This window comes from Thalassobaculum sp. OXR-137, from assembly GCF_034377285.1.
Classification (GTDB): Bacteria; Pseudomonadota; Alphaproteobacteria; order Thalassobaculales; family Thalassobaculaceae; genus Thalassobaculum.
In genome coordinates this window covers 2,731,624-2,756,194 of sequence record NZ_CP139715.1, presented here as the reverse complement: position 1 = coordinate 2,756,194, position 24,571 = coordinate 2,731,624, and the positions used below count along the sequence as shown (strand labels likewise).

The window sequence follows — 24,571 nt, the reverse complement described above, 5'->3', positions numbered from 1 at the left end:
CGCCATGGTGAGCCTCGACTTCGCGAAAGACAGGACCTACGCCGTCATGGGCCTCGGCAAATCCGGGGCGGTGGCGGCGCGTGCGCTGGCGCAGGCCGGCGCCAAGGTGCTCGCCTGGGACGATACCGAGGCCGGCCGCAACCACGTCGCCGGCATGGCGGGCGTGGAACTGGTCGATCTCGCCGCCCGCGGTCTGGGCGAGGTCGATGCCCTGATCCTGTCGCCGGGCATTCCGCACACCTATCCGGAGCCGCATCCGGTCGCCGCCGATGCCAAGGCGCGCGATCTGTCGATCATCGGCGATGTCGAGCTGCTGCTGCGCGCCCTGCCGGACCGCCGGGTCGTCGCCATCACCGGCACCAACGGCAAGTCCACCACCACCGCCCTGATCGGCCATATCCTCGCCGAGGCCGGCCTGAAGGTTGAGGTCGGCGGCAATCTCGGCCGGCCGGCGCTCGAGTTCGAGGATCCGGGCCGCGACGGCGTGCTGGTGCTCGAACTTAGCTCCTACCAGCTCGAACTCACCCCCTCCCTGGCCCCGACGGTCGCGGTCTGGCTGAACATCACGCCCGACCATATCGAGCGGCACGGCACCCTGGCCGGCTATATCGCCGCCAAACGCCGGATCTTCGCCCACCAGCCTCCAGGCTCGGTCACCGTCGTCGGCGTCGACGACGAGCCGTCCCACGAGATGGCCGAGATGCTGCGCCGCGACGGCGCCCGGCTGGTCGAGATCTCCGGCCACGAGCAGGTCGTCGGCGGCGTCTATGCCGATCACGGGGTCCTGATCGACGCCCGCACCGGCCAGCCGCGCCGGATGCTGGAGCTCGACCGCGCCCCGGCCTTGCCCGGCGTGCACAACGCCCAGAACGCCGCCGCCGCCAGCGCCGCCTGCCTGGCGCTCGGCCTCAGCCGCGACGCCGTCGCGACCGCCATCACCACCTTCCCCGGCCTGGCCCACCGACAGGAGCGGGTCGCGGTTTGCGGCGGGGTGACCTATGTGAACGACAGCAAGGCGACCAATGCCGATGCCACCGCCCGGGCGCTGGCCTGCTACGACCCGATCTACTGGATCGCCGGCGGCCGGGCCAAGGAAGGCGGCGTGGAGCCGCTGGCGCCGCTGTTCAGCCGAGTCAAGCGGGCCTACCTGATCGGCGAGAGTGCCGGCACCTTCGTGCGCCAGATCGGCGACGCCTGCCCGACCGTTCTGTGCCGCACCCTCGACAGTGCCGTGCGCCAGGCCCATGCTGACGCCCAGGCGGACGGCATCCGCGGCGCCACGGTCCTGCTCTCCCCGGCCGCCGCCAGCTTCGACCAGTTCCCCAACTTCGAGGTCCGCGGCCAGCAGTTCAGCGATCTGGTCCGCGACCTGACCGGCGACGACGGCGACGGCGCCGCGGCGGAACGGAGGGCCTCATGAGCGCCATCGCCCGCACCGACCGCTCCATTCTCGGCCGCTGGTGGTGGACCGTCGACCGCTGGACCGTGGGCGCCGTCCTGTTCATCGTGCTGATCGGTTCCCTGCTGATCCTGGCCGCCAGCCCGGCCGTCGCCGAGCGCATCGGCGTCGACAGCTTCTATTTCGTGCGCCGCCAGTTCGTGATCCTGCCGGTCGCCGTCGCGGTGATGATCGGCGTGTCCATGCTGTCGCCGCAGCAGGTGCGCCGGCTGGCCACGGTCGGCCTCGCCGGGACCATCGTGCTGCTCTTCCTGGTGCCGTTCGTCGGCACCGAGATCAAGGGAGCCGTGCGCTGGATCAGCATCGGCGGCTTCTCCCTGCAGCCCAGCGAGTTCGCCAAGCCGTTCATGGCTGTGGTGACCGCCTGGATGTTCGCCGAGTGGCGCCGCGATCCGGCGTTCCCCGGCCACCTCATCGCCATCGGCCTGTACGCCCTGCTGGTCGCCCTGCTGCTGTCCCAGCCGGATTTCGGCATGACGGTGATGATCAGCGCCATCTGGTTCGGCCAGTTCTTCCTCGCCGGCCTGCCGATGATCTTCGTCGGTGGCCTCGCCGGCCTGGGCGCTGCCGGTGCGGTCGGCGCCTATCTGGTGTTCCCGCACGTGGCCAGCCGCGTCCACCGCTTCCTCGACCCGGCCTCGGGCGACACCTATCAGGTCGACCGCTCCCTGGAGGCCTTCGTGAACGGCGGCCTGCTCGGCACCGGCCCGGGCGAAGGCACGGTGAAGGCGTACCTGCCGGACGCCCATGCCGACTTTATCTTCTCGGTCGCCGGCGAGGAGTTCGGCGGGCTCGCCTGCCTGCTCATCATCACGCTCTATGCCTTCGTGGTCCTGCGCGGCTACGCCAAGCTGCTGTCGGAGACCAGCCTGTTCGTGCTGATCGCCGCCGCCGGCCTGCTGACCCAGATCGCCCTTCAAGCGCTGATCCACATGGCCTCGGCGGTCAGCCTGATGCCGGCCAAGGGCATGACCCTGCCGTTCATCAGCTACGGCGGCTCGTCGCTGATCGCGCTGGCCTTCGCCATGGGCATGGCGCTGGCCCTGACCCGTCGCCGCGGCACCGACCGGGAGGTGCTGGCATGACCCAGGCCACCCAACAGCGCCCCATCGTCCTCGCCTCCGGCGGCACCGGCGGCCACGTCTTCCCGGCCAAGGCCCTGGCCGAGTTGCTGGCCGCACGCGGCCACCGCGTGGCCCTGGTGACCGACACCCGCGGCGGCGCCTTCGACGATGCGTCCGCAGGCATCGAGGTCCACAAGATCCGCGCCGGCGGCATCGCCGGGCGCGGCTTCGTGCCGAAGCTCAAGGGTGCCGCCCAGCTGCTGCTCGGCTGGTTCGACGCCCGCCGCCTCATGGGCAAGCTGCAGCCCGCCGTCGTCGTCGGCTTCGGCGGCTATGCCAGCGTGCCGACGGTGCTCGCCGCCGGCGGCCGCGGCATCCCGGTCGTCCTGCACGAGCAGAACGCGGTGATCGGCCGGGCCAATCGGCTGCTGGCCACGCAGGCGTCTGCCATCGCCACCTGCTTCGAGACGGTCGAGAAGATCCCGGCCTCCGACCGCCGCAAGGTCGTCCTGGTCGGCAATCCGGTGCGCGAGGCGGTGAAGGCCGTACGCGACATGGATCCGGTGCCGCTGACGGAGAACGGTCCGCGCGAGATCCTGGTGACCGGCGGCAGCCAGGGCGCCAGCGTCTTCGCCGAGTTGATCCCGGCCGCGATCGCCCTGCTGCCCGAGCCGATTCGCGCCCGTCTGCGCATCGCCCAGCAGGCCCGGCCGGCGGAAGTCGATCAGGTCGTCGCCGCCTATGCCGCCATCGGCGTGACCGCCGACGTGCGCCGCTTCTTCGACGACATGCCGGAGCGGCTGCGCGCCGCACACCTGCTGATCTGCCGCTCCGGCGCCTCCACCGTGGCCGAGAACACGGTCGCCGGACGCCCGGCCCTGCTGGTCCCCTACCCCAGCGCCATCGACGATCACCAGACCGCCAACGCCCGTGCCATCGAGGCGGCGGACGGTGCCCTAGTTTTGCCGCAAGCCGACCTTAGGCCCGCGGACATCGCTGAGTTGCTCTCCGACCTGCTCGACGACACCGACCGGCTGTCCGCCATGACCGCTGCCGCCCGTGCCTATGGCCGGCCGAACGCGGTCGAGGATCTGGCGGCCCTGGTGCTGTCGACCGCCGGGCTGGTCGGGACGGCCGCAACCGGCGCTGCCGCCACACAAGCCCCCGCGACCCGGAGTGCCGCCGCATGAGAACGATCCCCCTCTCGATCGGGACCCTGCATTTCGTCGGCATCGGCGGCATCGGCATGAGCGGCATCGCCGAGATCCTGCACAATCTGGGCTATCAGGTGCAGGGCAGCGACATTGCCGAGAACCCGAACGTCAAGCGCCTGAAGCAGCTCGGCATTCCCGTGTTCATCGGCCAGACCGCCGAGAACGTGGCCGAGGCGGCCATCGTCGTCATCTCCACCGCGATCAAGCCGGACAACCCGGAACTGGTCGCAGCGCGCGAGCGGATGATCCCGGTCGTCCACCGGGCCGAGATGCTGGGCGAGCTGATGCGGCTGAAATGGTCGATCGCGGTCGCCGGCACCCACGGCAAGACCACGACCACCTCCCTGGTCGCCGCGGTGCTCGACGGCGGCGGGCTCGATCCGACCGTGATCAACGGCGGCATCATCAACGCCTACGGCACCAACGCCCGCCTCGGCGAGAGCGAGTGGATGGTGGTGGAGAGCGACGAGAGCGATGGCAGCTTCGTGAAGCTGCCGGCGACCATCGCCGTCGTCACCAACATCGACCCGGAACACCTGGACTTCCACGGCTCCTTCGAGAACCTGCAGCGGGCGTTCGAAAGCTTCGTGCAGAACATCCCGTTCTACGGCTTCGCCGCCATGTGCCTCGACCATCCGACGGTGCAGGCGCTGATCCCGCGGGTGTCCGACCGCCGCATCGTGACCTACGGCTTCGGCCCGCAATCGGACGTGCGCGGCGTCGACGTGGACATCACCCCCGCCGGCTCGCGCTTCACCGCGATCATCACCGACCGGGCCCATGGCGAGGACCGGCGGATCGAGAACCTGCTGCTGCCGATGTACGGCCGGCACAACGTGCAGAATGCGCTGGCCGCGATCGCCGTGGCCGCCGAGATGGGCATCCCCGACGCCCAGATGCGCACCGCGCTGGAAGGCTTCTCCGGCGTGAAGCGCCGCTTCACCAAGACCGGCGAGGCCGGCGGCATCACCGTGATCGACGATTACGGCCACCACCCGGTGGAGATCGCGGCCGTGCTGTCCGCCGCCCGGGCCGCCGCCGGCGACGGCCGGGTCGTCGCCGTGGTGCAGCCGCACCGCTACACCCGCCTGCGCGACCTGTTCGAGGATTTCTGCTCCTGCTTCAACGACGCCGACGCGGTGATCGTGGCCGACGTCTATGCCGCCGGCGAGGTGCCGATCGACGGCATCGGCCGCGACGCCCTGGTCGCCGGCCTGCGGTCGCGCGGCCATCGCCGGGTGATGGCGCTGACCGATCCGGTCGAGCTCGCCGCGATGGCGGTCGATCTCTGCGGCAAGGGCGACATGGTCGTGTGCCTGGGTGCGGGCAGCATCACCAACTGGGCCCAGGCGCTGCCGGGTCAGATCGCCCACATCGTCGGCCCCGAAGACGGGGGTGCGGCGTGATCACCCTGGCGAAACCACCGCGGCGAGCCGCCATGAGCAAACTCATCGACCGACTGCCCGAGCTGCGCGGCGAGTACCGCGAGGACGCGCCGCTGGCTCCGCTGACCTGGTTCAAGGTCGGCGGCCCGGCCGAGGTGCTGTACCGGCCGGCGGACGAGGCCGACCTGATGGACTTCCTCGCCGGCAAGCCGGGCGACGTCCCGGTCACGGTGATCGGCGTCGGCTCGAACCTGCTGGTGCGGTCCGGCGGACTCGACGGCGTGGTCGTGCGCCTGGGCAAGCCTTTCGCGCAGATCGCCATCGACGGCGAGCGGGTCACCGCCGGCGCCGCCGCTCTGGACGTGACCGTCGCCGCCACCGCGCAGAAGGCCGGGCTGACCGGTCTGGAGTTCCTGTCGGGCATCCCCGGCTCCATCGGCGGCGCGATCCGCATGAATGCCGGCGCCTATGGCAGCGAGGTCCGCGATGCGCTGATCTCCGCCCGCGCCCTGGACCCGCTCGGCCATGCCCATACCCTCACCGCCGACGACCTGGGCCTTGCCTACCGGCACAGCGAGCTGCCGGAGGACTGGATCGTCACCAGCGCCACGTTCCGGGCCCGCCCGGGCGATCCGGAGACCATCGCCCAGACCATGCGCGACATCCGCGACGCCCGCGAGGACACCCAGCCGCGCCGGGTGCGCACCGGTGGGTCGACCTTCGCCAATCCGGACGGCGGCAAGGCCTGGAAACTGATCGACGAAGCCGGCTGCCGCGGACTGCGGATCGGCGATGCCATGGTGTCGGAGCTGCACTGCAACTTCCTGCTCAACATGGGCGACGCCACCGCCGAGGAGATCGAGACCCTGGGCGAGGAAGTCCGTCGCCGGGTCCAGGAGACCAGCGGCGTCGAGCTGCGTTGGGAGATCCGCCGCATCGGCAAGCCGACCAACACGGGAGAGCAGGCATGAGCCGGGCCGAGACCCATGTGGCCGTCCTGAAGGGCGGCTGGTCGCCGGAGCGCGAAGTGTCGCTCTCCTCCGGCCGGGAATGCGCCAAGGCCCTGCGCCAGGCGGGGTTCAAGGTGACCGAGATCGACGTGGACCGCGCCATCGCCGGCAAGCTGGAGGCGATGCACCCGGACGTGTGCTTCAACGCCCTGCACGGCCCCGTCGGCGAGGACGGCACGATCCAGGGCGTGCTGAACGTGCTCGGCATCCCCTATACCCATTCCGGCGTGCGGGCCTCGGCCGTCGCCATGGACAAGCCGACGGCGAAGGACGTGTTCTCGCGCCTCGGCCTGCGCTGCCCGGGCGGCATGGTGGTCAGTCTCGACGCCTTCGAGAACGGCCATCCGATGGACCCGCCCTACGTCATCAAGCCGATCGACCAGGGTTCCAGCGTCGGCGTCCACATCGTGAAGGACGGCGATAACTACCGACCGACCGGCAGCGACTGGACCTTCGGCGACCGGGTGCTGGTGGAACCGTTCATCGACGGCCGCGAGCTGACCGTCGCCGTGCTCGACGGCGAGCCGCTGGAAGTGACCGAGATCACTTCCGACCGCGGCTTCTACGATTACGAGGCCAAGTACGCCGAGGGCGGCTCGATCCACCTGCTGCCGGCGCCGATCCCCGCCGCGATCCGCGAGGAAGCGCTGGAGACGGCCCGCCGCGCCCATGAGGCGCTGGGCTGCCGCGGGGTGAGCCGCTGCGACTTCCGATACGACGACACCAAGTCCGATCCGGGCACGCTGTACCTGCTGGAGATCAACACGCAGCCGGGTATGACCCCGACCTCGCTCGTGCCGGAGCAGGCCGCCTTCCGCGGCATCTCCTTCCCGGAGCTGGTCGCCCGCATGGTGGAGGGGGCCCGATGCGACTACTGACCCCCTTCTCCGCGGCGAAGAAGCAGCCGGCCAAGGGCAAGCGCGGCAAGGCGACCCCCGCCCGCCGTCATCGTCCGGTCCCGGCCTGGCGCGGCCCGCTGCTGCGCTTCGGCGCGGCCGCCGTGGTGATCGTCGGCGCCGGCACCGCCATCGGCTGGACCGTTCAGTCCGGCAGCTTCGCCCGCGCCTGGGCGAACGTGACCGACGGCGCGCTGCAGCTCACCGCCGACGCCGGCCTCGCCATCGACGACGTGCTGGTCTCCGGCCGCGAGAACACCAAGCCCGGCGCCCTGCTGGAGCAGGTCGGCGTCCAGCGCGGCACGCCGATCCTCAGCGTCGACCTGGAGGCCACCCGCGAGCGGGTCCTGGCCCTGCCCTGGGTCAAGGACGCCCGGGTCGAGCGCCGCCTGCCGGACACCCTGCATGTGACCCTGGTGGAGCGACGGCCGATCGCCCTGTGGCAGCGCGGCCGCGACTTCACCCTGGTGGATCAGGACGGCGTGGCGATCGCGGGACAGGACGTCCGCAAGTTCCACGACCTGCCGATCGTCATCGGCGAGGAGGCCCCGAAGCGGGCCGCCGGCGCGCTGGCCATGCTGTCGAGCGAGCCGGAACTGCTGCAGCGCGTGCGCGCCCTGACCTGGGTCAGCGGCCGGCGCTGGACCGTCCGGCTGAACAACGGGATGGACGTGGAACTGCCGGAGGTCGATCCGGCCGGCGCCTGGACCCACCTGGCCAGCCTGGCGCGCGAGCACGGCGTGCTGGAGCGCGACGTGGTGACCATCGACCTGCGCATTCCCGACCAGCTGATCATGCGGGTGACCCCGGCCGCGCGCGAGCGCGCCGCGTCCCCCGGCGCCAACACCTGACGAACGGAAGAAGGACACACCGGTGAGAAAGCCCCTGGGCAAAACACGAAGCGGATTGGTCGCCGCCCTCGACATCGGGTCGAGCAAGGTGTGCTGTTTCGTTGCCAAGATCGGCGACCCACCGTCGAACCCGCTCCTGGCGGGGGCTGGGCTGCCGTCGGGCTCGATCCGCGTGGCCGGCATCGGCCACCAGGTCAGCCGCGGCGTGAAGGCCGGCCGCATCACCGATGTCGACCAGCTCGAGGCCTCGATCCTGAACGCCGTGCACGCGGCCGAGAAGATGGCCGGCGCCGAACTGCGCTCCGTAATGGTGAACATCTCCGGCGGCTGGCCCGCCTCGCAGACGGTGGGGGTGGAAGTCTCCGTCGCCGGTCACGAGGTCGGCGACAGCGACCTGCGCCGGGTGCTCGACCAGTGGCGCCATCTGGAGAACCTCGACGGCCAGGACCTGATCCACTCGATCCCGGTGGGCTTCACCATCGACGGCACCAACGGCATCCGCGATCCGCGCGGCATGTTCGGCGAGACCCTGGGTGCGCACATGCACGTGGTCACCGCCAACAGCGGCGCCGTGCGGACCCTCTCCACGGTGCTGGAGCGCTGCCACCTGGACATGGACGCGCTGGTCGTCTCGCCCTACGCCTCGGGCCTGTCCTGCCTGGTCGACGACGAGATGGATCTGGGCGTCACCGTGATCGACATGGGCGGCGGCACCACCAGCTTCGCCGTCTTCTTCGACGGCAACGTGGTCTATACCGACTGCATCCCGGTCGGCGGCCACCACGTGACCAACGACATCGCCCGCGGGTTCTCCACCCCGATCCTCGCCGCCGAGCGGATCAAGACGCTGTACGGCAGCGCCCTGCCCTCGCCGCTCGACGATCAGGAGACCATCGACGTCCCGCCGATCGGCGAGGAGGACCACGTCCAACCCAATCACGTCTCCAAGTCGCTGCTGGTCGGGATCATCCGTCCGCGGCTGGAGGAGACCTTCGAACTTGTCCGTTCTCGGCTGGAAGCCAGCGGGTTCGACAAGATCGCCGGCCGGCGCGTCGTGCTGACCGGCGGTGCAAGCCAGCTGCCGGGCGCGCGTGAGCTCGCCCAGCTCATCCTCGACAAGCAGGTTCGCATGGGCCGGCCGATCCGCGTCCAGGGCCTCGCCGAGGCTGCGGGCGGGCCAGCCTTCTCGACCTGCGCCGGGCTGCTGGTCTACGCCGCCAATCCCCACCTCGACGCCCCCCGTCTGGCGCCTGCCCCGCAAACCGAGTCCGCCGGCCTCTTCGGCCGGGTCGGCTCGTGGCTGAAGGAGCATTTCTGATGCGCGAACGATCCTCGCATTCCCCCGCACACCCCCGCTCCATCACCGTCCAGCCCTCGGTCGGTGCTCACGGCTCCTGCTGGCGCCGTCAGGCGAGAAACGTCGTTTCGCGCGACCCGCAACCTTCCTCCGCCGCCGACCCCACCGGCGACGGACACTCGACCATCGACGACTCCCGCGGCGACGGCCGCTCCCCCCACCCCGCCAAGATTTGACGCTACCCCGGAGGCACGCATGACCATCAACATCACTGTCCCCAACGAAGACAACGAGCTGGCCCCGAACATCACCGTCGTCGGTGTCGGCGGCGCCGGTTGCAATGCCGTCAACAACATGATCAGCGCCAATCTCGGCGGTGTGAACTTCATCTCGACCAACACCGACGCCCAGGCGCTGAAGCAGTCCATGGCCGAGCGGCGCATCCAGCTCGGGGCCGAGGTCACCCAGGGTCTCGGCGCTGGCTCCCGTCCGGATGTCGGCCGGGCCGCCGCCGAGGAGTCGATCGAGGAGATCCTCGACGCCCTGAACGGCGCCAACATGTGCTTCATCACCGCCGGCATGGGCGGCGGCACCGGCACCGGTGCGGCCCCGGTCATCGCCCGGGCGGCGCGCGAGCGCGGCATCCTGACCGTCGGCGTGGTCACCAAGCCGTTCCACTTCGAAGGCCATCACCGCATGCGCCTGGCCGAGGGCGGCATCGAGGAGCTGACCAGCTACGTCGACACGCTGATCATTATCCCGAACCAGAACCTGTTCCGGATCGCCAACGAGAAGACGACCTTCGCGGACGCCTTCAACATGGCGGACGACGTGCTGCACTCCGGTGTGCGCGGCGTCACCGACCTGATGGTCATGCCGGGCCTGATCAACCTCGACTTCGCGGATATCCGCACGGTCATGAGCGAGATGGGCAAGGCGATGATGGGCACCGGCGAGGCCAGCGGCGAGAAGCGCGCCATCGACGCCGCCGAGGCCGCGATCAACAACCCGCTCCTGGAAGACGCCTCCATGAAGGGTGCGAAGGGCGTGCTGATCAACATCACCGGCGGCTTCGACATGACCCTGTTCGAGGTCGACGAGGCGGCCAACCGCATCCGCGAGGAAGTGGACAGCGACGCCAACATCATCTTCGGCTCCACCTTCGACGAGAAGATGGAAGGGGTGATGCGGGTCTCCGTGGTCGCCACCGGAATCGCCGCCGAAGGCCAGGTCGCCAAGCCGCGTCCGCAGCTCTCGGTCGTCACCCCGCGCCCGGTCAAGCAGCCGGAGCCGGAGCCCATGCCGGAGACCGCGATCCGCGCCGAGGCCGCCCCGATGGCCCCGGCCCCGAAGCCGGCCGCGTCCATGTCCACCCTGGACATCACCCGTCAGGCCGAGAGCGGCATCGGCGAGCTGTCCTTCCCGGATGCCGACGACTTCGCCGAGGTGGCGTCTCTGGACTCCGCCGAGGACGATCAGGAGGAGACCGGGATCGAGAAGGTCGAGATCGTCGACGCGGCGGCCCCGGCCGTGGCGAAGGTCGCTCCCGACGCCTTCCGGCCGACCGCCTCGACGGTGCCGCAGCGTCGTCCGGACATGACCCCGAAGGCGGCGGACCCGTTCCGCGGCAGCGACATGGTCAACGCCACCCGGGCCGAAGCCGCCGACGCGGCTCCGAAGTCCCGCAGCGCCGGTCTGTTCCGGCAGATCACCGGGCTCGGCCTGAAGAACGACAAGCCGGCGGAGGCCCCGGCCCCGCAGCCGCAGCAGGCCCAGCGTCCGGCGCCGGCTCAGGCCGCCCAGCCGCGTCTCGGCGCGCTCAACCCCGGCGATCGGGTGCGGGCCAGCCAGAACGAAGACGAGATGCTCGACATTCCGGCCTTCCTGCGTCGTCAGGCCAATTGAGCATCGCCCTATAACTCTTTGATACAGCGCTGTAATTTCGGTAACAGTCTGTAACAAAGAGTGACTTCCGCGACCCCGGTCGGATTGCTAAATCTACCGGGGTCGCTTTTTGTCCGCTTGGGATACGGAAGTAGACCTAGAACATGGAATGATTGAGGCTCGACAGTGATCATGGCGACACGATTTCCAGGATACGCCGCAGCGTCCCGTCAGAAGACGCTCAAGCGGGCCATCCCGTGTCGCGGGGTCGGGCTCCACTCGGGCACGCAGATCACCATGCGTCTCTGCCCTGCGCCGATCAATCACGGCATCGTCTTCCACCGCACCGACATCCAGGACCGCAACCCGTTCATCGCGGCACGCTACGACAACGTGGTCGATACCCGCCTGTGCACCGTCATCGCCAATGAGGACGATGTGCGCGTCGGCACGGTCGAGCACCTGATGGCTGCCTTCGCCGGCTGCGAGATCGACAACGCGCTGGTGGAGATCGACGGCTCGGAAGTCGCGATCATGGACGGGTCGTCTGAGCCCTTCGTCTTCCTGATCGACTGCGCCGGCATCGCCGAACAGGACGCGCCGCGCCGCGCCATCGAGATCCGTAAGCCGGTGACGGTGGACATGGACGGCAAGCGGGTCACGCTGAGCCCGGCCGACAGCTACGCTATCGACTTCGAGATCGACTTCGACAGCAAGGCGATCGGCCATGCCTCGCTCGGCGTGGAGATGGTCAACGGCACCTTCCGCCACGAGATCGCCCAGGCCCGCACCTTCGGCTTTCTGCACGAGGTCGAGTATTTGCAGGCCAACGGCCTCGCCCGCGGCGGCAGCCTGGACAACGCGGTCGTCATCGACGGCGACACGGTGCTGAACGAAGGCGGCCTGCGCTTCAAGGACGAGTTCGTGCGCCACAAGGTGCTGGACTGCGTCGGCGACCTGTATCTGGCCGGTGCGCCGCTGATCGGCCATGTGGATGCGGTGAAGGCCGGCCACCAGATCAACAACGCCGCCCTGCGCGCGCTGTTCGCCGATCCGAGCGCCTATGCCATCGTCGACGTGGACGACGTCTACGCGGACGACCTGCTGCCGGCCACGGCGTGAACCAACGCCCCGAGTTGGTTTACGGGAATTAATTAAAACTAAATCTAAATCGCTGTATTCTTCCTACGCCCCCGCAGACCGGGTCGGCCATGGCGAGGAGGATTTGGTGACAGATTTCCGTATGAGGCATGGCGGGCTCGGCGCACTCGCCTCTCTGGTGCTGATTCTGGCAGCCTCCGCCTTCCAGTCAGCCCGAGCTGAATCCACCATCCGTATCGGCGGCACCGGCATGGGGCTGGCACTCGCCCGAGATCTCGGGCGCGCTTACACCGCCCAGACACCGGGCGTGGGGGTGGAGGTCCTGCCCAGCATGGGTTCGACCGGCGGCATGCAGGCCCTGGCCGACGGCGCCATCGATATCGGTCTTGCCGGTCGCCCGCTGACGAGCCGGGAAACTGCCGGAGGCCTGGACGTTACCCTGTGTCTGATCACTGCCCTGGTCTTCGCCACCTCCCACCCTGCCCCCAACAGCATCGCGGTCAGAGATCTGCCGGCAATCTACAGGGATCCCGCACCCACTTGGGCGGATGGAACGCCGTTGAAGGTCATTCTGAGGCCCCATAGCGGATCCGAGCATCCCTATCTCGCCTCCCGGGTGCCTGACCTGCAGCAGGCCTTCGACCGGGCCTTCACGCGCCGGGGGATCGCCATCGGCAAGACGGACCAGGAGAACGCCGCCCTGGCGGCCAGGATTGCCGGCTCGTTCGCGATCACGACCCTGCTGCAGATCCGCAGCGAGCAACTGGATCTCAACGTCGTCCCGATCGACGGCCGGGCGCCGACCGCCGCCGACGCCGCGACGGGCGCGTATCCCTTCCCGCTTCAGGTGTGTTTCGTCAAACTCCGGGGCCCGTCGCCGGCAGCGACCGGCTTCCTGGATTTTCTGCGATCCGGGGATGGGCTGAGGATCATGGCGGATCGAGAAGCCGTGCCGGTGAAGTAACCGGGTTCGGTCCGAAGAAGTCCCTCCGGATGGAAACCACACACTCATACAGGCGGGTTCGCAGGATTGTCCGAATCCTGTCTCTGGCGGTCGGGACGGCGACCGCCGTCGCCTTCCCGACGGTTTTCGGGATCACAGCCTACCTCGGCCAAGACAGGATGCTGGAGCGGCAGGCCCATATCGCTGCCGAGAGCCTCGCAAAGTTCGCCTACATCCAGGGACCGTCGTGGCGCTACAACGGTCATCGCCTCCTCGGTCCCCTGGCCCCGGATTCCGACACCCAGCAGATCGTGCGCGTCGCCGACGGAGAGGAGATCGCGCGCATCGGCGATGGGCAAGGCACGGTTACCCAATCGGCGACGCACCCCATCGTCATGGCCGACCAGGCCCTGGGGACCGTCACGGTGACCAGGAGCTTGTTCCCGTTTCTGAAACTGCTGGCTGTCATGAGCCTGATCGGCGCGGGACTCGGCATGGCCGTGTTCTTCTGCGTCGACATCTTTCCGCTGCGGGCGTTGCGAACGGCGCTGGCGAAGCTGGTCCTCACGGAGCGCAACCTGCGAACCCAGATCGCCAAGACCTCCGAAGCGCTCGAGATGACCCAACGCGAGCGCAACCGAGCCGAGGCGGCCAATCAGATGAAGTCCGAGTTCGTCGCCAATATGAGCCACGAACTGCGGACGCCCCTGAACGCGATCATCGGCTTCTCCGATGTCATCGGCAGCGAGGTGTTCGGACCGGTGAACCCGCGCTACAAATCCTACGCAGCCGACATCAACTCCAGCGGCCGGCACCTGCTGTCGATCGTCAACGAGATCCTCGACGTGGCGAAGCTGGAGAGCGGACATTTCGACCTGTCTATCGAGCCTGTCGATCTGCGCGCCGAGATCGCCGAATGCATCGCCGTCGCCGCGGCCTCGGCCAGCCGCCGCGACGTCAGGATCCGGTCCAGCGTGTCCGCCGACGTTCCCTCGGTCGTGGAGATCGACCCGGTGAAGTTCCGCCAGATCATCCTCAATCTGCTGTCCAATGCCGTGAAATTCTCCGCCCCCAACACAGAGGCCCGCGTCGACGCGGCCATGATCTCGCCTACGACCGTGGAAATCCGGGTGTCGGACAAGGGGATCGGCATGGCGCCGGACGAGATCGAACTGGCCTTGCAGCCGTTCGGGCAGGTGGCGACGGCCTATACGCGCAAACACGAGGGAACCGGCCTGGGCCTGTCCATCACCAAGCTGCTGGTGGAGGCCTTCGGTGGCAATCTGTCGATCCAGAGCACGCCGGGCGAAGGCACCATCGTGGTGATCTGCCTGCCCCTGGCGTCACCGCAATCCGCGCCGGACCTTGCAGACGCGGTCTGACACCGCTGCCGGCCGTCAGGCGGCCCCGACGATACGTTCGATTTCATCCACCGGCAGGGAGGTCAGGTCCTTGTCGATCTCCCCGATGAGCCGGCGCGAGACCTCGCTGTGATACTTCGGACGGATCGTTCCGAGAGTCCTCGGATCGGCACAGACGAGCAGCTCTTTGAACCGGTTCTTCAGGGCCCAGTTCTTCAGCCGATCGGCCACGTCGCCGGCGAAATTGGCCTTTTCCAGCGCGTGCCAGTCGGTCTGCTCGACCGCACTGCGCCCCAGCCCGGCATCGGCCTTGCGGCCCGGCTGCTCGGTTCCCTGATCGTGGGTCGGCGGATTATCGATCTCTTCGTGCTCGACCACGCGCAGGTCGAGAATGTCCGCGTCGCCGCGGTTGCGCAGCAGCAGGTACTTCTCGCCGTCCAGCACCATCACCCAGGTTCCATGTGACAGTTTCATAGCCGTCTCGCTCCCGTTGCAGGTTCGGCCGGGCTGCGGGCCGCCGCCCGACATTTGCAGGGCAACGCATCACCCCCGCCCCCCGTTCCGTCCCGGAACCGGGCCCCTAGAGCTTCACGAGACAAGAGAAACGAAAACGGCCGCCCGAAGGCGGCCGTCTCCTGGTTCGGTCAGCGGGTGCTGCTTACTCGGCGGCGACCGCGGCGGAAGCCGGCCGGCGGACCAGGGCGTCGTAGTCCTCGACCATCTGGCGGGTCAGCGCGCCCGGGGTGAAGGTGTAGTCGGCGACAGAGCCGACCGGGGTCACCTCGGCGGCCGTGCCGGTCAGGAAGCACTCTTCGGCGTCGGCCATCTCTTCCGGCATGATGTGCCGCTCGACCACCTCGACGCCGCGCGCCTTCAGCAGGTCGATCACGGTGCGCCGGGTGATGCCGTTGAGGAAGCAGTCCGGGGTCGGGGTGTGGACCCGGCCGTCCTTCATCACGAAGAACACGTTGGCGCCGGTCGCCTCGGCCACGTAGCCGCGGTAGTCCAGCATCATGGCGTCGTGGAACCCGTCCTTCTCGGCACGGTGCTTGGACAGCGTGCAGATCATGTACAGGCCGGCGGCCTTGGCATGGACCGGAGCGGTCTCAGGGGCCGGGCGGCGCCACTTGGACAGGGCCAGACGGATGCCCTTCATCTTGGCTTCCGGATCGAAGTAGGACGGCCATTCCCAGGCAGCGACCGCCAGATGAATGGTGTTCTGCTGGGCAGACACACCCATCATCTCGCTGCCGCGCCAGGCGACCGGACGGATGTAACCGTCGACGATCCCCATGGAATCGAGGACCGCGCGCTTGGCCGTCTCGATCTCGGCGGCCGAGAACGGGATCTCGAAGTCCAGGGTGTCCGCCGACTTGATCAGACGGGCGGTATGCTCCTGGGATTTGAAGATGTTGCCGGCATAAACGCGTTCGCCCTCGAAGACGGAACTGGCATAATGCAGCCCGTGAGTAAGAACGTGCACAGAGGCTTCGCGCCACGGAACGAGCTGGCCGTCGAACCAGATCGAGCCATCGCGATCATCGAATGGAATCAAGGACATGGTATCGTTTCCTACCTGAAGCCGAAGGGTTTCCGCCGTCACAAACCATCGCGAATCCCAACAGTCGTGTACTATTGTTACCCTTATCAAGCCGAACGACTAACATTCGGAAGAAAGTAAGTCAACATGGTTGACGTAAAAAGCGTCGCGAATCCGTTGTTCCTGCGCGAGGAGGAGCTCCGCCAGGCGATTGAGATGCTGTTCTTCGCCTATCGCGACTTCACCGGCGGACCGGACGAGATGCTGGCGGAGATCGGGCTCGGACGGGCGCACCACCGGGTGATCTATTTCGTCGGCCGCAATCCGGGCATCACCGTCTCGGAGCTGCTGAAGATCCTGCGCATCACCAAGCAGAGCCTGAGCCGTGTGCTCAGCCACCTGGTGGAGGAGGAGTTCATCACCCAGACCCCGGGCGAGCGCGACCGGAGGCAGCGGCTGCTGACCCTGACCCAGAAGGGCGTGGACCTGGAGCGCCGGCTCACCGCCGACCAGCGCGAGCGCATCGCCGACGCCTTCCGCAAGGCGGGGGCCGACGCGGTCCAGGGCTTCAAGCTGGTGCTGCACGGGATCATCGACGCGCCGGATCGCGAACGGTTCGACGTCTCCGGGAGCTCGACCCATGTGCCGGTGGCGCGGGTCGGCAACAAGATGTCCGGGGCCAACGTGGCCGGCGGCAAGCGCTAGGCCGGTGCGCGAGGAAGCCCCTCATATCCTGGCCGTCGACGACGACGCCCGTCTGCGCAACCTGCTGCGCCGCTTCCTCATGGAGAACGGCTTCCGGGTCTCCGTCGCCGCCGATGCGGCGGCCGCCCGCGCCCAGCTCCAGAGCCTGGTCTTCGACCTGATCGTCCTCGACGTCATGATGCCGGGCGAGAATGGCGTCGACCTGACCCGGGCGCTGCGGGAGGAATCCCAGGTGCCGATCCTGCTGCTCACCGCCATGGGGGAGAGCTCGGACCGGATCGCCGGACTGGAAAGCGGCGCCGACGACTATCTGACCAAACCGTTCGAGCCGCGCGAACTGGTGCTGCGGATCCGAACCATCCTGCGCCGGGTCTCGCGGCCCGCTCTCCTGCCTGTACCGGCCGAACCGGTCGGCGAGATCACCTTCGGCGAGTTCCGCTTCGACCCGGTCCGCAACATGCTGTGGCGGGGCGAGGAGCCGGTGCGGCTGACCGAGTCCGAAGGCGCGCTGCTGGCGGTCTTCGCCGCGGCGCCCGGCACGGTGTTCAGCCGGGAGGACCTGGCCGAGGGCGAAGGCGAGGCGCCGGACGGCGGCGGGAACGTGCGCACCGTCGACGTGCAGATCACCCGCCTGCGCCGGAAGATCGAACCGGACCCGAAATTCCCCCGCTTCCTGCAGACCGTGCGCGGCCGCGGCTACGTGCTGCGGCCCGATAGCTGAGCCGTACCTCGCCCCATCATTTAACCGACTTCCTGGACGGCCCTGGCCTGACGCCGGGGCTGATCCAGGAAGTCGGTTGGGGAGAAGGGGATTGGAGAAAGGAGCACTCGGACCGCGCCCCTCGTCCCCCCTCTTCCGTCCGATCCAGCCGCGACCGAAGGTCCCGCGGGACGGAGCGGCCATTGCGGCGGAGGGGCCGGCTTGTCAGACTGAGCGCTCCCACCTCTCTCAGGATCGGTCGGTCCGATGACCGCAGGCACCCACGACGTTCCGAGGCCAGCCGCCCCGAGCACCCTCGAGCTCTTCACCCCCAAACTGCTAACCGTTTTCCGCGAGGGCTACGGCGCCGGCCAGCTCAGGCGCGACGCCATCGCCGGGCTGACGGTCGCCATCGTCGCCCTGCCCCTGTCCATGGCCATCGCCATCGCCTCGGGCGCCTCCCCGGCCCAGGGACTCTACACCGCGATAATCGGCGGCTTTCTGGTCTCCGCCTTCGGCGGCAGCCGGTTCCAGATCGGCGGGCCGGCCGGCGCCTTCATCGTCCTGGTCGCCGCCACCGTCCAGGCCCACGGCATGGACGGCACGATCCTGGCGACCCTGATGGCCGGCGTGATCCTCGCCCTGATCGGCGTGCTGCGGCTCGGCACCTTCATCAAGTTCATCCCCTACCCAGTCACCGTCGGCTTCACCGCCGGGATTGCGGTGATCATCTTCGCCAGCCAGATCCGTCCGCTTCTGGGCCTCAGCCTCGACGGCGGCGAGCCGGGACCGCTGGTGGAGAAGCTGCCCGTTCTCGCCCAGGCGCTCGGCACCGCCGACGCCGCGGCGATCGCCCTGTCGCTGGGCACCATCGCCGTGATCGTCGGCCTGAAGCGGCTGCGGCCGGACTGGCCGGGGATGCTGATCGCCGTGGCCGGATCGGCGGCGGCTACTGCAGTTTTTGGCCTACCGGTGGAAACCATCGGCAGCGTGTTCGGCGGGATTCCGCAGAGCTTCCCGCTGCCCTCCCTGCCGGAGATCTCCCTGGAGAAGATGCAGGCCGTGCTGCCGGCCGCCATCGCCTTCGCCCTGCTCGGTTCCATCGAGTCCCTGCTCTCCGCCGTGGTCGCCGACGGCATGACGGGCCGGCGCCATCGCTCCAACTGCGAGCTGGTGGCCCAGGGCGTGGCCAATGTCGGATCGGCCATGTTCGGCGGGATCTGCGTCACCGGCACCATCGCCCGCACGGCCACCAACGTGCGCGCCGGCGCCCACGGCCCGGTATCGGGCATGCTCCATGCGGTGTTCCTGCTCGCCTTCGTGCTGATCGCCGCGCCGCTGGCCAGCGACATCCCGCTGGCGGCCCTGGCGGGCGTGCTCGCCTTCGTCGCCTGGAACATGGTGGAGAAACACGCGTTCTACACCCTGCTGCGGGCCTCGCGGGGCGACGCGGCGGTGCTGCTGGCGACCTTCGGGCTGACGGTCTTCCGCGACCTGACCGAAGCCATCGTCGTCGGTTTCGCGCTCGGCTCGGTGCTGTTCATCCACCGCATGTCCAAGGTGACGGCGGTGGAGAGTGCCGTGCCCTTCGTCGCCGAGGACGAGCGGGACGACCGGGCCGACTACGATGACGCGGCCGCCGCCGACCGCGACACCGTCGTCTACCGGATCAGCGGCGCCTTTTTCTTCGGGGCCGCCGCCTCCATCGGCTCGGTACTGGACCGGATCGCCGACAGCCACCGCCGGCTGATCGTCGACCTCGCCGCCGTGCCCTTCATCGACAGTACCGCCGCCAACACCATCGAGAGCCTGGTCGCCCGCGCCAAACGCAACGGGGTGGAGATCGTGCTGACCGGCGCCTCGGCCGAGATCCGCCGCTCGCTCGCCGTCCACGGGATCGCCGAGCCGGCGGTGACCATGGCGCCGACCATCGAGGCGGCCCTGGCCCGCCCGCTGACCGCAAAGGACGTCCCATGACCGACGACGACCTGCCGATCATCGACGCCCACCACCACTTCTGGAAGCTGGGCAGCGGCCATCATCCCTGGCTGGAGGGCGCGCACGACATCCCGTTCCGCTACGGCGACTACAGCGCGATCCAGCGCGACTATCTGGTCGACGATTTCCGACGCGACCACGGCCGCCACACCGTCGTGAAGTCGGTGCACATGGAAGCAGAATGGGATCCGGCCGACCCGGTCGGCGAAACCCGCTGGCTGCACGAGCTCCACGACCGCACCGGCTGGCCCCATGCGGTGATCGGCCAGGCCTGGTTCGCCCGCGACGACATCGCCGAGGTGCTGGCCGGCCATGCCGCCTTCCCGCTGGTGCGGTCGATCCGTCAGAAGCCGGCGGCCGCGCCGTCCCCCGCCGCCTTCGTGGCCGGGGCCCCGGGCTCGATGGCGGACCCGGCCTTCCGGCGCGGCTATGCCCTGATGGCGACGCACGGGCTGCACTACGACCTGCAGACCCCCTGGTGGCATCTGGGCGAGGCGGCGGATCTGGCTCGGGACTTCCCGGACACGCTGATCATCCTCAACCACACCGGCCTGCCGTCCGACCGCTCGCCAGAGGGGATCGCAGGCTGGCGCGAGGGGATGGAGCGTTTCGCCGCCGAGCCGAACACGGCGGTCAAGATCTCCGGCATCGGCGTGCCCGGAAAGCCCTGGACGCCGGAACTGCAGGGCGAGGTCGTGCGGGAGACGCTGCGGATCTTCGGGCCCGGCCGTTGCATGGCGGCGAGCAACTTCCCGGTCGATGGGCTCTGCGCCAGCTACGACGAGATCTTTACCGGGTTGAAGGCGATCACCGCCGGAATGGCGGAGGCCGACCGCAGGGCGTTCTTCCACGACAACGCCCTGCGGATCTACCGGCCGGTCTGAGCCGCCCTCAGTTCAGCAGGGTCTGCGGCAGCCAGGTGATCAGCTCCGGCCAGATCATGAACACCGCGACGGTGATGAAATCGGCGACCACGAACGGACCCACGCCCCGGAAGACGCTGGAGATCGGGATGTCCGGCCGGACCGCCGACACCACGAAGCAGTTCAGGCCGATCGGTGGCGTCACTAGGCAAACCTCCGCCATCTTCACCACGATGATGCCAAACCAGATCGAGTCGTAACCCAGGGCCATGACCGCCGGGTAGACCACCGGAAGGGTCAGCAGCAGCATCCCGATGGCGTCCATGAACATGCCCAGGACCGCATAGGCCAGCAGGATGCAGACCATCACCACCCAGGGCTCGAACGGCAGCGAGACGATGAAGTTGGTGAAATGCTCCGGCAGGCCGGCGAAGCCGAGGAACCGCACGAAGATCAGCACGCCCCAGATCAGACTGAAGATCATGACGGTGAGCTTGGCGGTATCGAGCAGCGACTCGCGGAGGGCCGGCCAGCGCATGCCCTTCGCCAGCGCCATCAGGAACACCACGAAGGCGCCGAGCGCCCCGGCCTCGGTCGGGGTCGCCCACCCGAGATACATCGCGCTGAAGATGATGACGACGACGGCGATCACCGGGAAGGTCCCGGGGACCGACTTGATCCGGTCGTTCCAGGTATAGCCCTTGATCGCCGGGCCCACGGTGGGGTCGACCTTGGCCCAGATCAGGATGATGCCGACATAGATCAGCGCCGAGACGATGCCGGGAATGAAACCGGCGAGCAGCAGCTGGCCGACCGATTCCTCGACGATGATCGCATAGATCACCAGGATGGCGCTCGGCGGGATCAGCGTCGCCAGGGTGCCGCCGGCGGCCACGACCCCGGCCGCTAGCCGCTTGGAATAACCGGCGGCCAGCATCTCCGGGATCGCCACCCGGGAGAACACCGCCGCCGTCGCGGTCGAGGCGCCGGACACCGCCGCGAACCCCGCCGTCGCCATCACCGATGCCACCGCCAGGCCGCCCGGCATCCAGCCCAGCCACTTGCGCGACGCATCGAAAAGCGACTGGGTGATGCCCGCATGGAAGGCCAGATAGCCGATCAGGATGAACATCGGCAGCACGGACAGGGTGTAGGTCACCGATTTGGAGTGCGGGATGGTGCCGATCATACCGGCCCCGGCATCCCAGCCGATCATCGCAACCAGCCCGACCAGGCCCACGATCGACGCGGCGATGTAGACCCGTACCCCGATCAGCACCAGGACAAGCAGGGCGGCGACGCCGATGAAACCGATCGTGTCGTTACTGAGTTCGGTCATTCGCCGATCCTCCGGTTGTCGGGGCCTCGGGACGTGTCGGAGGGCGTCGACTCAAGGGCGCCGGCCTCCGACGCCTCCCCTTTTGCGAGTTCGCGCACGTCGGAGATCATCGGCACCGCCACGGGCTCGGCGGTACCGTCGGCGGCAAGCCGGATGTAGCCGACCAGGTTCACCAGCAATCGCACGAAGAGCAGGGCGAAGGCGAAGGGGATCAGCAGTTTCGACGGCCACCAGGGGATCTGCGCGTCGATCGTCGAGTCGCCGTACTCGTAGGCGCGCATCGCGTGATCCCAGCCGTACCAGATCAGCACGGCGATCACGAACAGGCCCACGATCTGTCCTGCGGCCTCGGCGATCCACAGCGGCCGCCCGCGCAGCCGGCCGACGAACAGCTCCATGCGGACATGGCCGTTCATCCGCTCGCAATAGGCGATGGCCAGGAACGCGAAGACCGCGATCGACATCTCGATGGCGTCGATGTAGCCGAAAATCGGCAAGTTGAAGACGGTGCGGCCGACGATCTGCGCGACACCGACCAGCATCAATCCGAAGATGAACAGGCCGGAAGCGATTGCGGTCACCCGCTCGACGGCATGAAGCAGCCGGTCCACGCGACTGATGGCGCGTCCGCCCGACGCTTCCTGTCCGGGCGTCAGAGTCATGGGTTGGGTCATGTCCTGGTACCCCGCGGTTGCGAAGGGAGAGACGCTTCCGGGCCGGAAGACACGGCTGGCGGCTTCGGACCCAAGCGTCGAGGGCCGCGGGTGTGACGCGGCCCTCTCCTGGTTTTTAAGACGGCTGTACCGGCTACTTGGCGGCGGAGGCTTTCTTGGCCTCGGACATGATCATGTCGATCAGGCCCTGGGCGTCGAACTTGTCCTTGTTCTCGGCCACCCACATGTCCCAGACCGGCTTGCCGGCGATCTGACGGAACTCCTCGAGCTGCGCGTCGGTGTAGACGATCTTCTCGAGCTTGGACTCGAACATCGGCAGGTTCTTCTTGTCGATGTCGTGATAGGCCTTGATCTGAACCTCGTACGCCTCGGGCTTCAGGTCCATCAGCAGCTTCTGATACTGCTCAGGCAGCTTGGCGTAGGCGTCCTTGTTGAGAACCGTCGCGCACTCGGACGTCCCCGGGGACATGTTCGAGGTGAACCAGTCGCTGACTTCCTGGATCTGATAGGCGGCGTGGGAATAGGTGTACGGGAACGAGGCGGCATCCATCGTGCCGCGCTCCATGCCGGTATAGACCTCGGTCGCCGGAACCGTGGTCAGCGTCGCGCCGAGCTGCTCCATCGCGGTGCCGACACCGCCACCGGCCCGCACGCGCAGACCCTTCCAGCCCTCCAGCGTCTTCGGTGCCGGACCCTTGCCGAGGAATTCATATTGCGGCAGAAGCGCCGAGAAGTACGGCATGGCGTTCCAGTTCGCCATGTCGGCCATGAACGGTTCGCTGGCCATCATCGCCTCGCGCACATGCATCGAGACCTTGAGGTCGCCGAGCGGCAGGAACGGCATGGTCAGGACCATCCAGGCCGGGTTCTTGCCGGGATGATAGAAGTTGCAGAACTGGGCGGCCTGGAAGGCGCCGAGCTTGATGCCATCGAGGTTCTCGCGCGCCTTCGACAGCGCCTCGCCGTAGTGGATCTTCAGGGTGAAGTTGCCGCCGGTCTTCGCCGCGAGCTGTTCGGCGATGTACTCCGGGCCGACGGTGAACGCGCGGGCCTTGCCCCAGGTCGACAGATTCCACGAGACCTTCGGGCCGTCGACCTCGGCCGCCTGTGCCGAGCCCAGACCGAGCGCCAGGGCTCCGGCCAGGACCGAGACGCGCATGAGCGTATTGACTTTCATCACTTCCTCCACTGTTTAAGCCGCTTTTTCGCCGGTTGACCGGCTTGTTCGCGACGTTCTTGCACACCGTTGCTCGGCGCTTATCGGCTTTTGTGCGGATCGGTCGGTCGGAAAATCCACCGAACCCATCCACATCTGTTGAATACAAAACCCACCCCACTTTGCATACAATTTTCCGACGACCCGGACCGGTCGCGCGATCGTCTAGACCGGCTCCCCCGTGAACAGCTTCAGCACGGCTATGCCGTCCTCCTGCTCGTGACCACGCGCCGCCATCAGGCGGAACAGCTCGGCCGCCTGGGTCGACATGGGGATCGCCGCCTGCAGGTCGTGGGCGAGGTCGTGGACCATGTCGAGATCCTTCAGCACCTGCCGCAGATACCCCGCCGGCGCATAGTCCCGCGCCATCATCCGCGGCCACATGGCAGCCATCAGGTTGGAGCCCGCGTATCCCGTCTCCAGCGCCGCCTGCAACCGGCTGGTGTCGACCCCGCCCCGCTCCGCCAGGTTCAGCGCCTCGGCCAGCACGACGAAATTGGTCAGCACGCAGACCTGGTTCACCATCTTGGTCACCTGCCCGGCGCCGACCGGACCCAGATGCACCAGACTCGCCGCGAGCCCGGACAGGACCGGCTCGGCGCGGGCCGCGTCCGCGTCGTCGCCGCCCATCATGATCGCCAGCTTGCCGGCCTGGGCCGCCGGCGGCCCGCCGGAAACCGGTGCGTCGAGCCATCCGGCCCCGCGCTCCCGCTTCAGCCGCTCGGCCATCGCCTTGGTGCGGGCGACCACCGTGGTGGAGAAGTCCACCAGGATCGCCCCCTCGGACATCGCCCCAGCCGCCCCGTCCTTGGCGAACAGGGCCCGCTCCAGGTCGTCGGTGGTGGTGACACAGGTCATGACCAGCTCGGCGCCCTCGGCCGCCGCGGCCGGAGTCTCGGCCGGCGCCACGCCCCAGGCCGCGGAGGCCAGACGCCGCTCCGCCACCGGGTCGAAGCCGGTCACGTCATGCCCCAATGCCACGAGACGGCGGGTGAAGCCCTCCCCCATCAGACCGAGACCAAGGAAGGCGATGCGCATCGGGCGTTCTCCGTCGAAATCGGGGATGAAGGG

At 68.4% G+C, this 24,571-nt stretch carries 22 protein-coding genes; 16 read left to right on the top strand and 6 right to left on the bottom strand.

Annotation, left to right across the window (positions count from 1 at the left end; genetic code table 11):
- Window positions 1-4 precede the first annotated feature (4 nt).
- From murD to T8K17_RS12955, 12 genes are all read left to right on the top strand, one after another.
- On the top strand, window positions 5-1,420 hold the full coding sequence (gene murD / locus T8K17_RS13010; RefSeq protein WP_322330158.1) for a UDP-N-acetylmuramoyl-L-alanine--D-glutamate ligase: 1,416 nt from the start codon (window positions 5-7) through the stop codon (window positions 1,418-1,420).
- Window positions 1,417-2,544: a putative peptidoglycan glycosyltransferase FtsW gene (locus T8K17_RS13005; RefSeq protein WP_322330157.1), complete on the top strand. Its 1,128-nt coding sequence runs from the start codon at window positions 1,417-1,419 to the stop codon at window positions 2,542-2,544. Before murD ends, T8K17_RS13005 begins: the two co-directional genes overlap by 4 nt.
- Complete coding sequence (murG, locus tag T8K17_RS13000; protein WP_322330156.1) at window positions 2,541-3,713, top strand: undecaprenyldiphospho-muramoylpentapeptide beta-N-acetylglucosaminyltransferase; 1,173 nt, start codon at window positions 2,541-2,543, stop codon at window positions 3,711-3,713. The genes T8K17_RS13005 and murG overlap by 4 nt, the downstream gene beginning before the upstream one ends.
- Window positions 3,710-5,143, top strand: a complete 1,434-nt coding sequence (murC, locus tag T8K17_RS12995) for a UDP-N-acetylmuramate--L-alanine ligase (RefSeq protein WP_322330155.1) — start codon at window positions 3,710-3,712, stop codon at window positions 5,141-5,143. Before murG ends, murC begins: the two co-directional genes overlap by 4 nt.
- Before the next feature lie 32 nt (window positions 5,144-5,175).
- A complete protein-coding gene (gene murB, locus T8K17_RS12990; protein ID WP_322330154.1) occupies window positions 5,176-6,093 on the top strand; it encodes a UDP-N-acetylmuramate dehydrogenase in 918 nt (305 codons plus the stop codon).
- The gene (locus tag T8K17_RS12985) at window positions 6,090-7,010 is read left to right on the top strand and encodes a D-alanine--D-alanine ligase (RefSeq protein WP_322330153.1); all 921 of its coding nucleotides are present in this window, start codon (window positions 6,090-6,092) and stop codon (window positions 7,008-7,010) included. Before murB ends, T8K17_RS12985 begins: the two co-directional genes overlap by 4 nt.
- Window positions 6,998-7,879: a cell division protein FtsQ/DivIB gene (locus tag T8K17_RS12980; RefSeq protein ID WP_322330152.1), complete on the top strand. Its 882-nt coding sequence runs from the start codon at window positions 6,998-7,000 to the stop codon at window positions 7,877-7,879. The genes T8K17_RS12985 and T8K17_RS12980 overlap by 13 nt, the downstream gene beginning before the upstream one ends.
- Before the next feature lie 22 nt (window positions 7,880-7,901).
- Window positions 7,902-9,197, top strand: a complete 1,296-nt coding sequence (gene ftsA / locus T8K17_RS12975; RefSeq protein WP_322330151.1) for a cell division protein FtsA — start codon at window positions 7,902-7,904, stop codon at window positions 9,195-9,197.
- 234 nt (window positions 9,198-9,431) lie between these two features.
- Window positions 9,432-11,081 carry a cell division protein FtsZ gene (ftsZ, locus tag T8K17_RS12970; RefSeq protein ID WP_322330150.1) on the top strand — a complete coding sequence of 550 codons (1,650 nt, stop codon included), beginning with the start codon at window positions 9,432-9,434 and terminating at the stop codon, window positions 11,079-11,081.
- Window positions 11,082-11,252: 171 nt separating this feature from the next.
- The gene (gene lpxC, locus T8K17_RS12965) at window positions 11,253-12,182 is read left to right on the top strand and encodes a UDP-3-O-acyl-N-acetylglucosamine deacetylase (RefSeq protein WP_322330149.1); all 930 of its coding nucleotides are present in this window, start codon (window positions 11,253-11,255) and stop codon (window positions 12,180-12,182) included.
- Between the two features lie 106 nt (window positions 12,183-12,288).
- A complete protein-coding gene (locus T8K17_RS12960) occupies window positions 12,289-13,125 on the top strand; it encodes a substrate-binding domain-containing protein (RefSeq protein WP_322334960.1) in 837 nt (278 codons plus the stop codon).
- 158 nt (window positions 13,126-13,283) lie between these two features.
- On the top strand, window positions 13,284-14,486 hold the full coding sequence (locus tag T8K17_RS12955; RefSeq protein WP_322330148.1) for a sensor histidine kinase: 1,203 nt from the start codon (window positions 13,284-13,286) through the stop codon (window positions 14,484-14,486).
- A gap of 15 nt (window positions 14,487-14,501) precedes the next feature.
- Here T8K17_RS12955 and T8K17_RS12950 read toward each other — a convergent pair whose 3' ends face one another.
- Window positions 14,502-14,939: a host attachment family protein gene (locus tag T8K17_RS12950; RefSeq protein ID WP_322330147.1), complete on the bottom strand. Its 438-nt coding sequence runs from the start codon at window positions 14,937-14,939 to the stop codon at window positions 14,502-14,504.
- Window positions 14,940-15,123: 184 nt separating this feature from the next.
- Entirely contained in the window at window positions 15,124-16,026 is a 903-nt protein-coding gene (locus tag T8K17_RS12945; protein WP_322330146.1) for a branched-chain amino acid aminotransferase, read from the bottom strand.
- 126 nt (window positions 16,027-16,152) lie between these two features.
- On the opposite strand from T8K17_RS12945, the gene T8K17_RS12940 reads away from it, so the two are divergent.
- The 4 genes from T8K17_RS12940 (at window position 16,153) to T8K17_RS12925 (ending at window position 20,292) form a co-directional block, all read left to right on the top strand.
- Window positions 16,153-16,710 carry a MarR family transcriptional regulator gene (locus tag T8K17_RS12940; RefSeq protein ID WP_322330145.1) on the top strand — a complete coding sequence of 186 codons (558 nt, stop codon included), beginning with the start codon at window positions 16,153-16,155 and terminating at the stop codon, window positions 16,708-16,710.
- A 4-nt stretch (window positions 16,711-16,714) separates the two neighbouring features.
- Window positions 16,715-17,431 (top strand): response regulator, encoded by a 717-nt coding sequence (locus T8K17_RS12935; RefSeq protein WP_322330144.1) that lies wholly within the window; start codon window positions 16,715-16,717, stop codon window positions 17,429-17,431.
- 246 nt (window positions 17,432-17,677) lie between these two features.
- Window positions 17,678-19,387, top strand: coding sequence for a SulP family inorganic anion transporter (locus T8K17_RS12930; RefSeq protein WP_322330143.1), 1,710 nt, complete (start codon window positions 17,678-17,680; stop codon window positions 19,385-19,387).
- A complete protein-coding gene (locus T8K17_RS12925; protein WP_322330142.1) occupies window positions 19,384-20,292 on the top strand; it encodes an amidohydrolase family protein in 909 nt (302 codons plus the stop codon). The genes T8K17_RS12930 and T8K17_RS12925 overlap by 4 nt, the downstream gene beginning before the upstream one ends.
- A 7-nt stretch (window positions 20,293-20,299) precedes the next feature.
- On the opposite strand, the gene T8K17_RS12920 is transcribed toward T8K17_RS12925, so the two are convergent.
- From T8K17_RS12920 to T8K17_RS12905, 4 genes are all read right to left on the bottom strand, one after another.
- On the bottom strand, window positions 20,300-21,610 hold the full coding sequence (locus T8K17_RS12920; RefSeq protein WP_322330141.1) for a TRAP transporter large permease: 1,311 nt from the start codon (window positions 21,608-21,610) through the stop codon (window positions 20,300-20,302).
- On the bottom strand, window positions 21,607-22,284 hold the full coding sequence (locus T8K17_RS12915) for a TRAP transporter small permease (RefSeq protein WP_322330140.1): 678 nt from the start codon (window positions 22,282-22,284) through the stop codon (window positions 21,607-21,609). Before T8K17_RS12915 ends, T8K17_RS12920 begins: the two co-directional genes overlap by 4 nt.
- 133 nt (window positions 22,285-22,417) lie before the next feature.
- Complete coding sequence (locus T8K17_RS12910; protein ID WP_322330139.1) at window positions 22,418-23,461, bottom strand: C4-dicarboxylate TRAP transporter substrate-binding protein; 1,044 nt, start codon at window positions 23,459-23,461, stop codon at window positions 22,418-22,420.
- Between the two features lie 204 nt (window positions 23,462-23,665).
- Window positions 23,666-24,538 carry an NAD(P)-dependent oxidoreductase gene (locus T8K17_RS12905; RefSeq protein ID WP_322330138.1) on the bottom strand — a complete coding sequence of 291 codons (873 nt, stop codon included), beginning with the start codon at window positions 24,536-24,538 and terminating at the stop codon, window positions 23,666-23,668.
- Window positions 24,539-24,571 lie beyond the last annotated feature (33 nt).

Coding starts and splice junctions, on each gene's coding strand:
- murD (WP_322330158.1), top strand. CDS start 5: ATGGTGAGCCTCGACTTCGCGAAAGACAGGACCTACGCCGTCATGGGC.
- T8K17_RS13005 (WP_322330157.1), top strand. CDS start 1,417: ATGAGCGCCATCGCCCGCACCGACCGCTCCATTCTCGGCCGCTGGTGG.
- murG (WP_322330156.1), top strand. CDS start 2,541: ATGACCCAGGCCACCCAACAGCGCCCCATCGTCCTCGCCTCCGGCGGC.
- murC (WP_322330155.1), top strand. CDS start 3,710: ATGAGAACGATCCCCCTCTCGATCGGGACCCTGCATTTCGTCGGCATC.
- murB (WP_322330154.1), top strand. CDS start 5,176: ATGAGCAAACTCATCGACCGACTGCCCGAGCTGCGCGGCGAGTACCGC.
- T8K17_RS12985 (WP_322330153.1), top strand. CDS start 6,090: ATGAGCCGGGCCGAGACCCATGTGGCCGTCCTGAAGGGCGGCTGGTCG.
- T8K17_RS12980 (WP_322330152.1), top strand. CDS start 6,998: ATGCGACTACTGACCCCCTTCTCCGCGGCGAAGAAGCAGCCGGCCAAG.
- ftsZ (WP_322330150.1), top strand. CDS start 9,432: ATGACCATCAACATCACTGTCCCCAACGAAGACAACGAGCTGGCCCCG.
- lpxC (WP_322330149.1), top strand. CDS start 11,253: ATGGCGACACGATTTCCAGGATACGCCGCAGCGTCCCGTCAGAAGACG.
- T8K17_RS12955 (WP_322330148.1), top strand. CDS start 13,284: ATGCTGGAGCGGCAGGCCCATATCGCTGCCGAGAGCCTCGCAAAGTTC.
- T8K17_RS12950 (WP_322330147.1), bottom strand. CDS start 14,939: ATGAAACTGTCACATGGAACCTGGGTGATGGTGCTGGACGGCGAGAAG.
- T8K17_RS12945 (WP_322330146.1), bottom strand. CDS start 16,026: ATGTCCTTGATTCCATTCGATGATCGCGATGGCTCGATCTGGTTCGAC.
- T8K17_RS12940 (WP_322330145.1), top strand. CDS start 16,153: ATGGTTGACGTAAAAAGCGTCGCGAATCCGTTGTTCCTGCGCGAGGAG.
- T8K17_RS12930 (WP_322330143.1), top strand. CDS start 17,678: ATGACCGCAGGCACCCACGACGTTCCGAGGCCAGCCGCCCCGAGCACC.
- T8K17_RS12925 (WP_322330142.1), top strand. CDS start 19,384: ATGACCGACGACGACCTGCCGATCATCGACGCCCACCACCACTTCTGG.
- T8K17_RS12920 (WP_322330141.1), bottom strand. CDS start 21,610: ATGACCGAACTCAGTAACGACACGATCGGTTTCATCGGCGTCGCCGCC.
- T8K17_RS12915 (WP_322330140.1), bottom strand. CDS start 22,284: ATGACCCAACCCATGACTCTGACGCCCGGACAGGAAGCGTCGGGCGGA.
- T8K17_RS12910 (WP_322330139.1), bottom strand. CDS start 23,461: ATGAAAGTCAATACGCTCATGCGCGTCTCGGTCCTGGCCGGAGCCCTG.
- T8K17_RS12905 (WP_322330138.1), bottom strand. CDS start 24,538: ATGCGCATCGCCTTCCTTGGTCTCGGTCTGATGGGGGAGGGCTTCACC.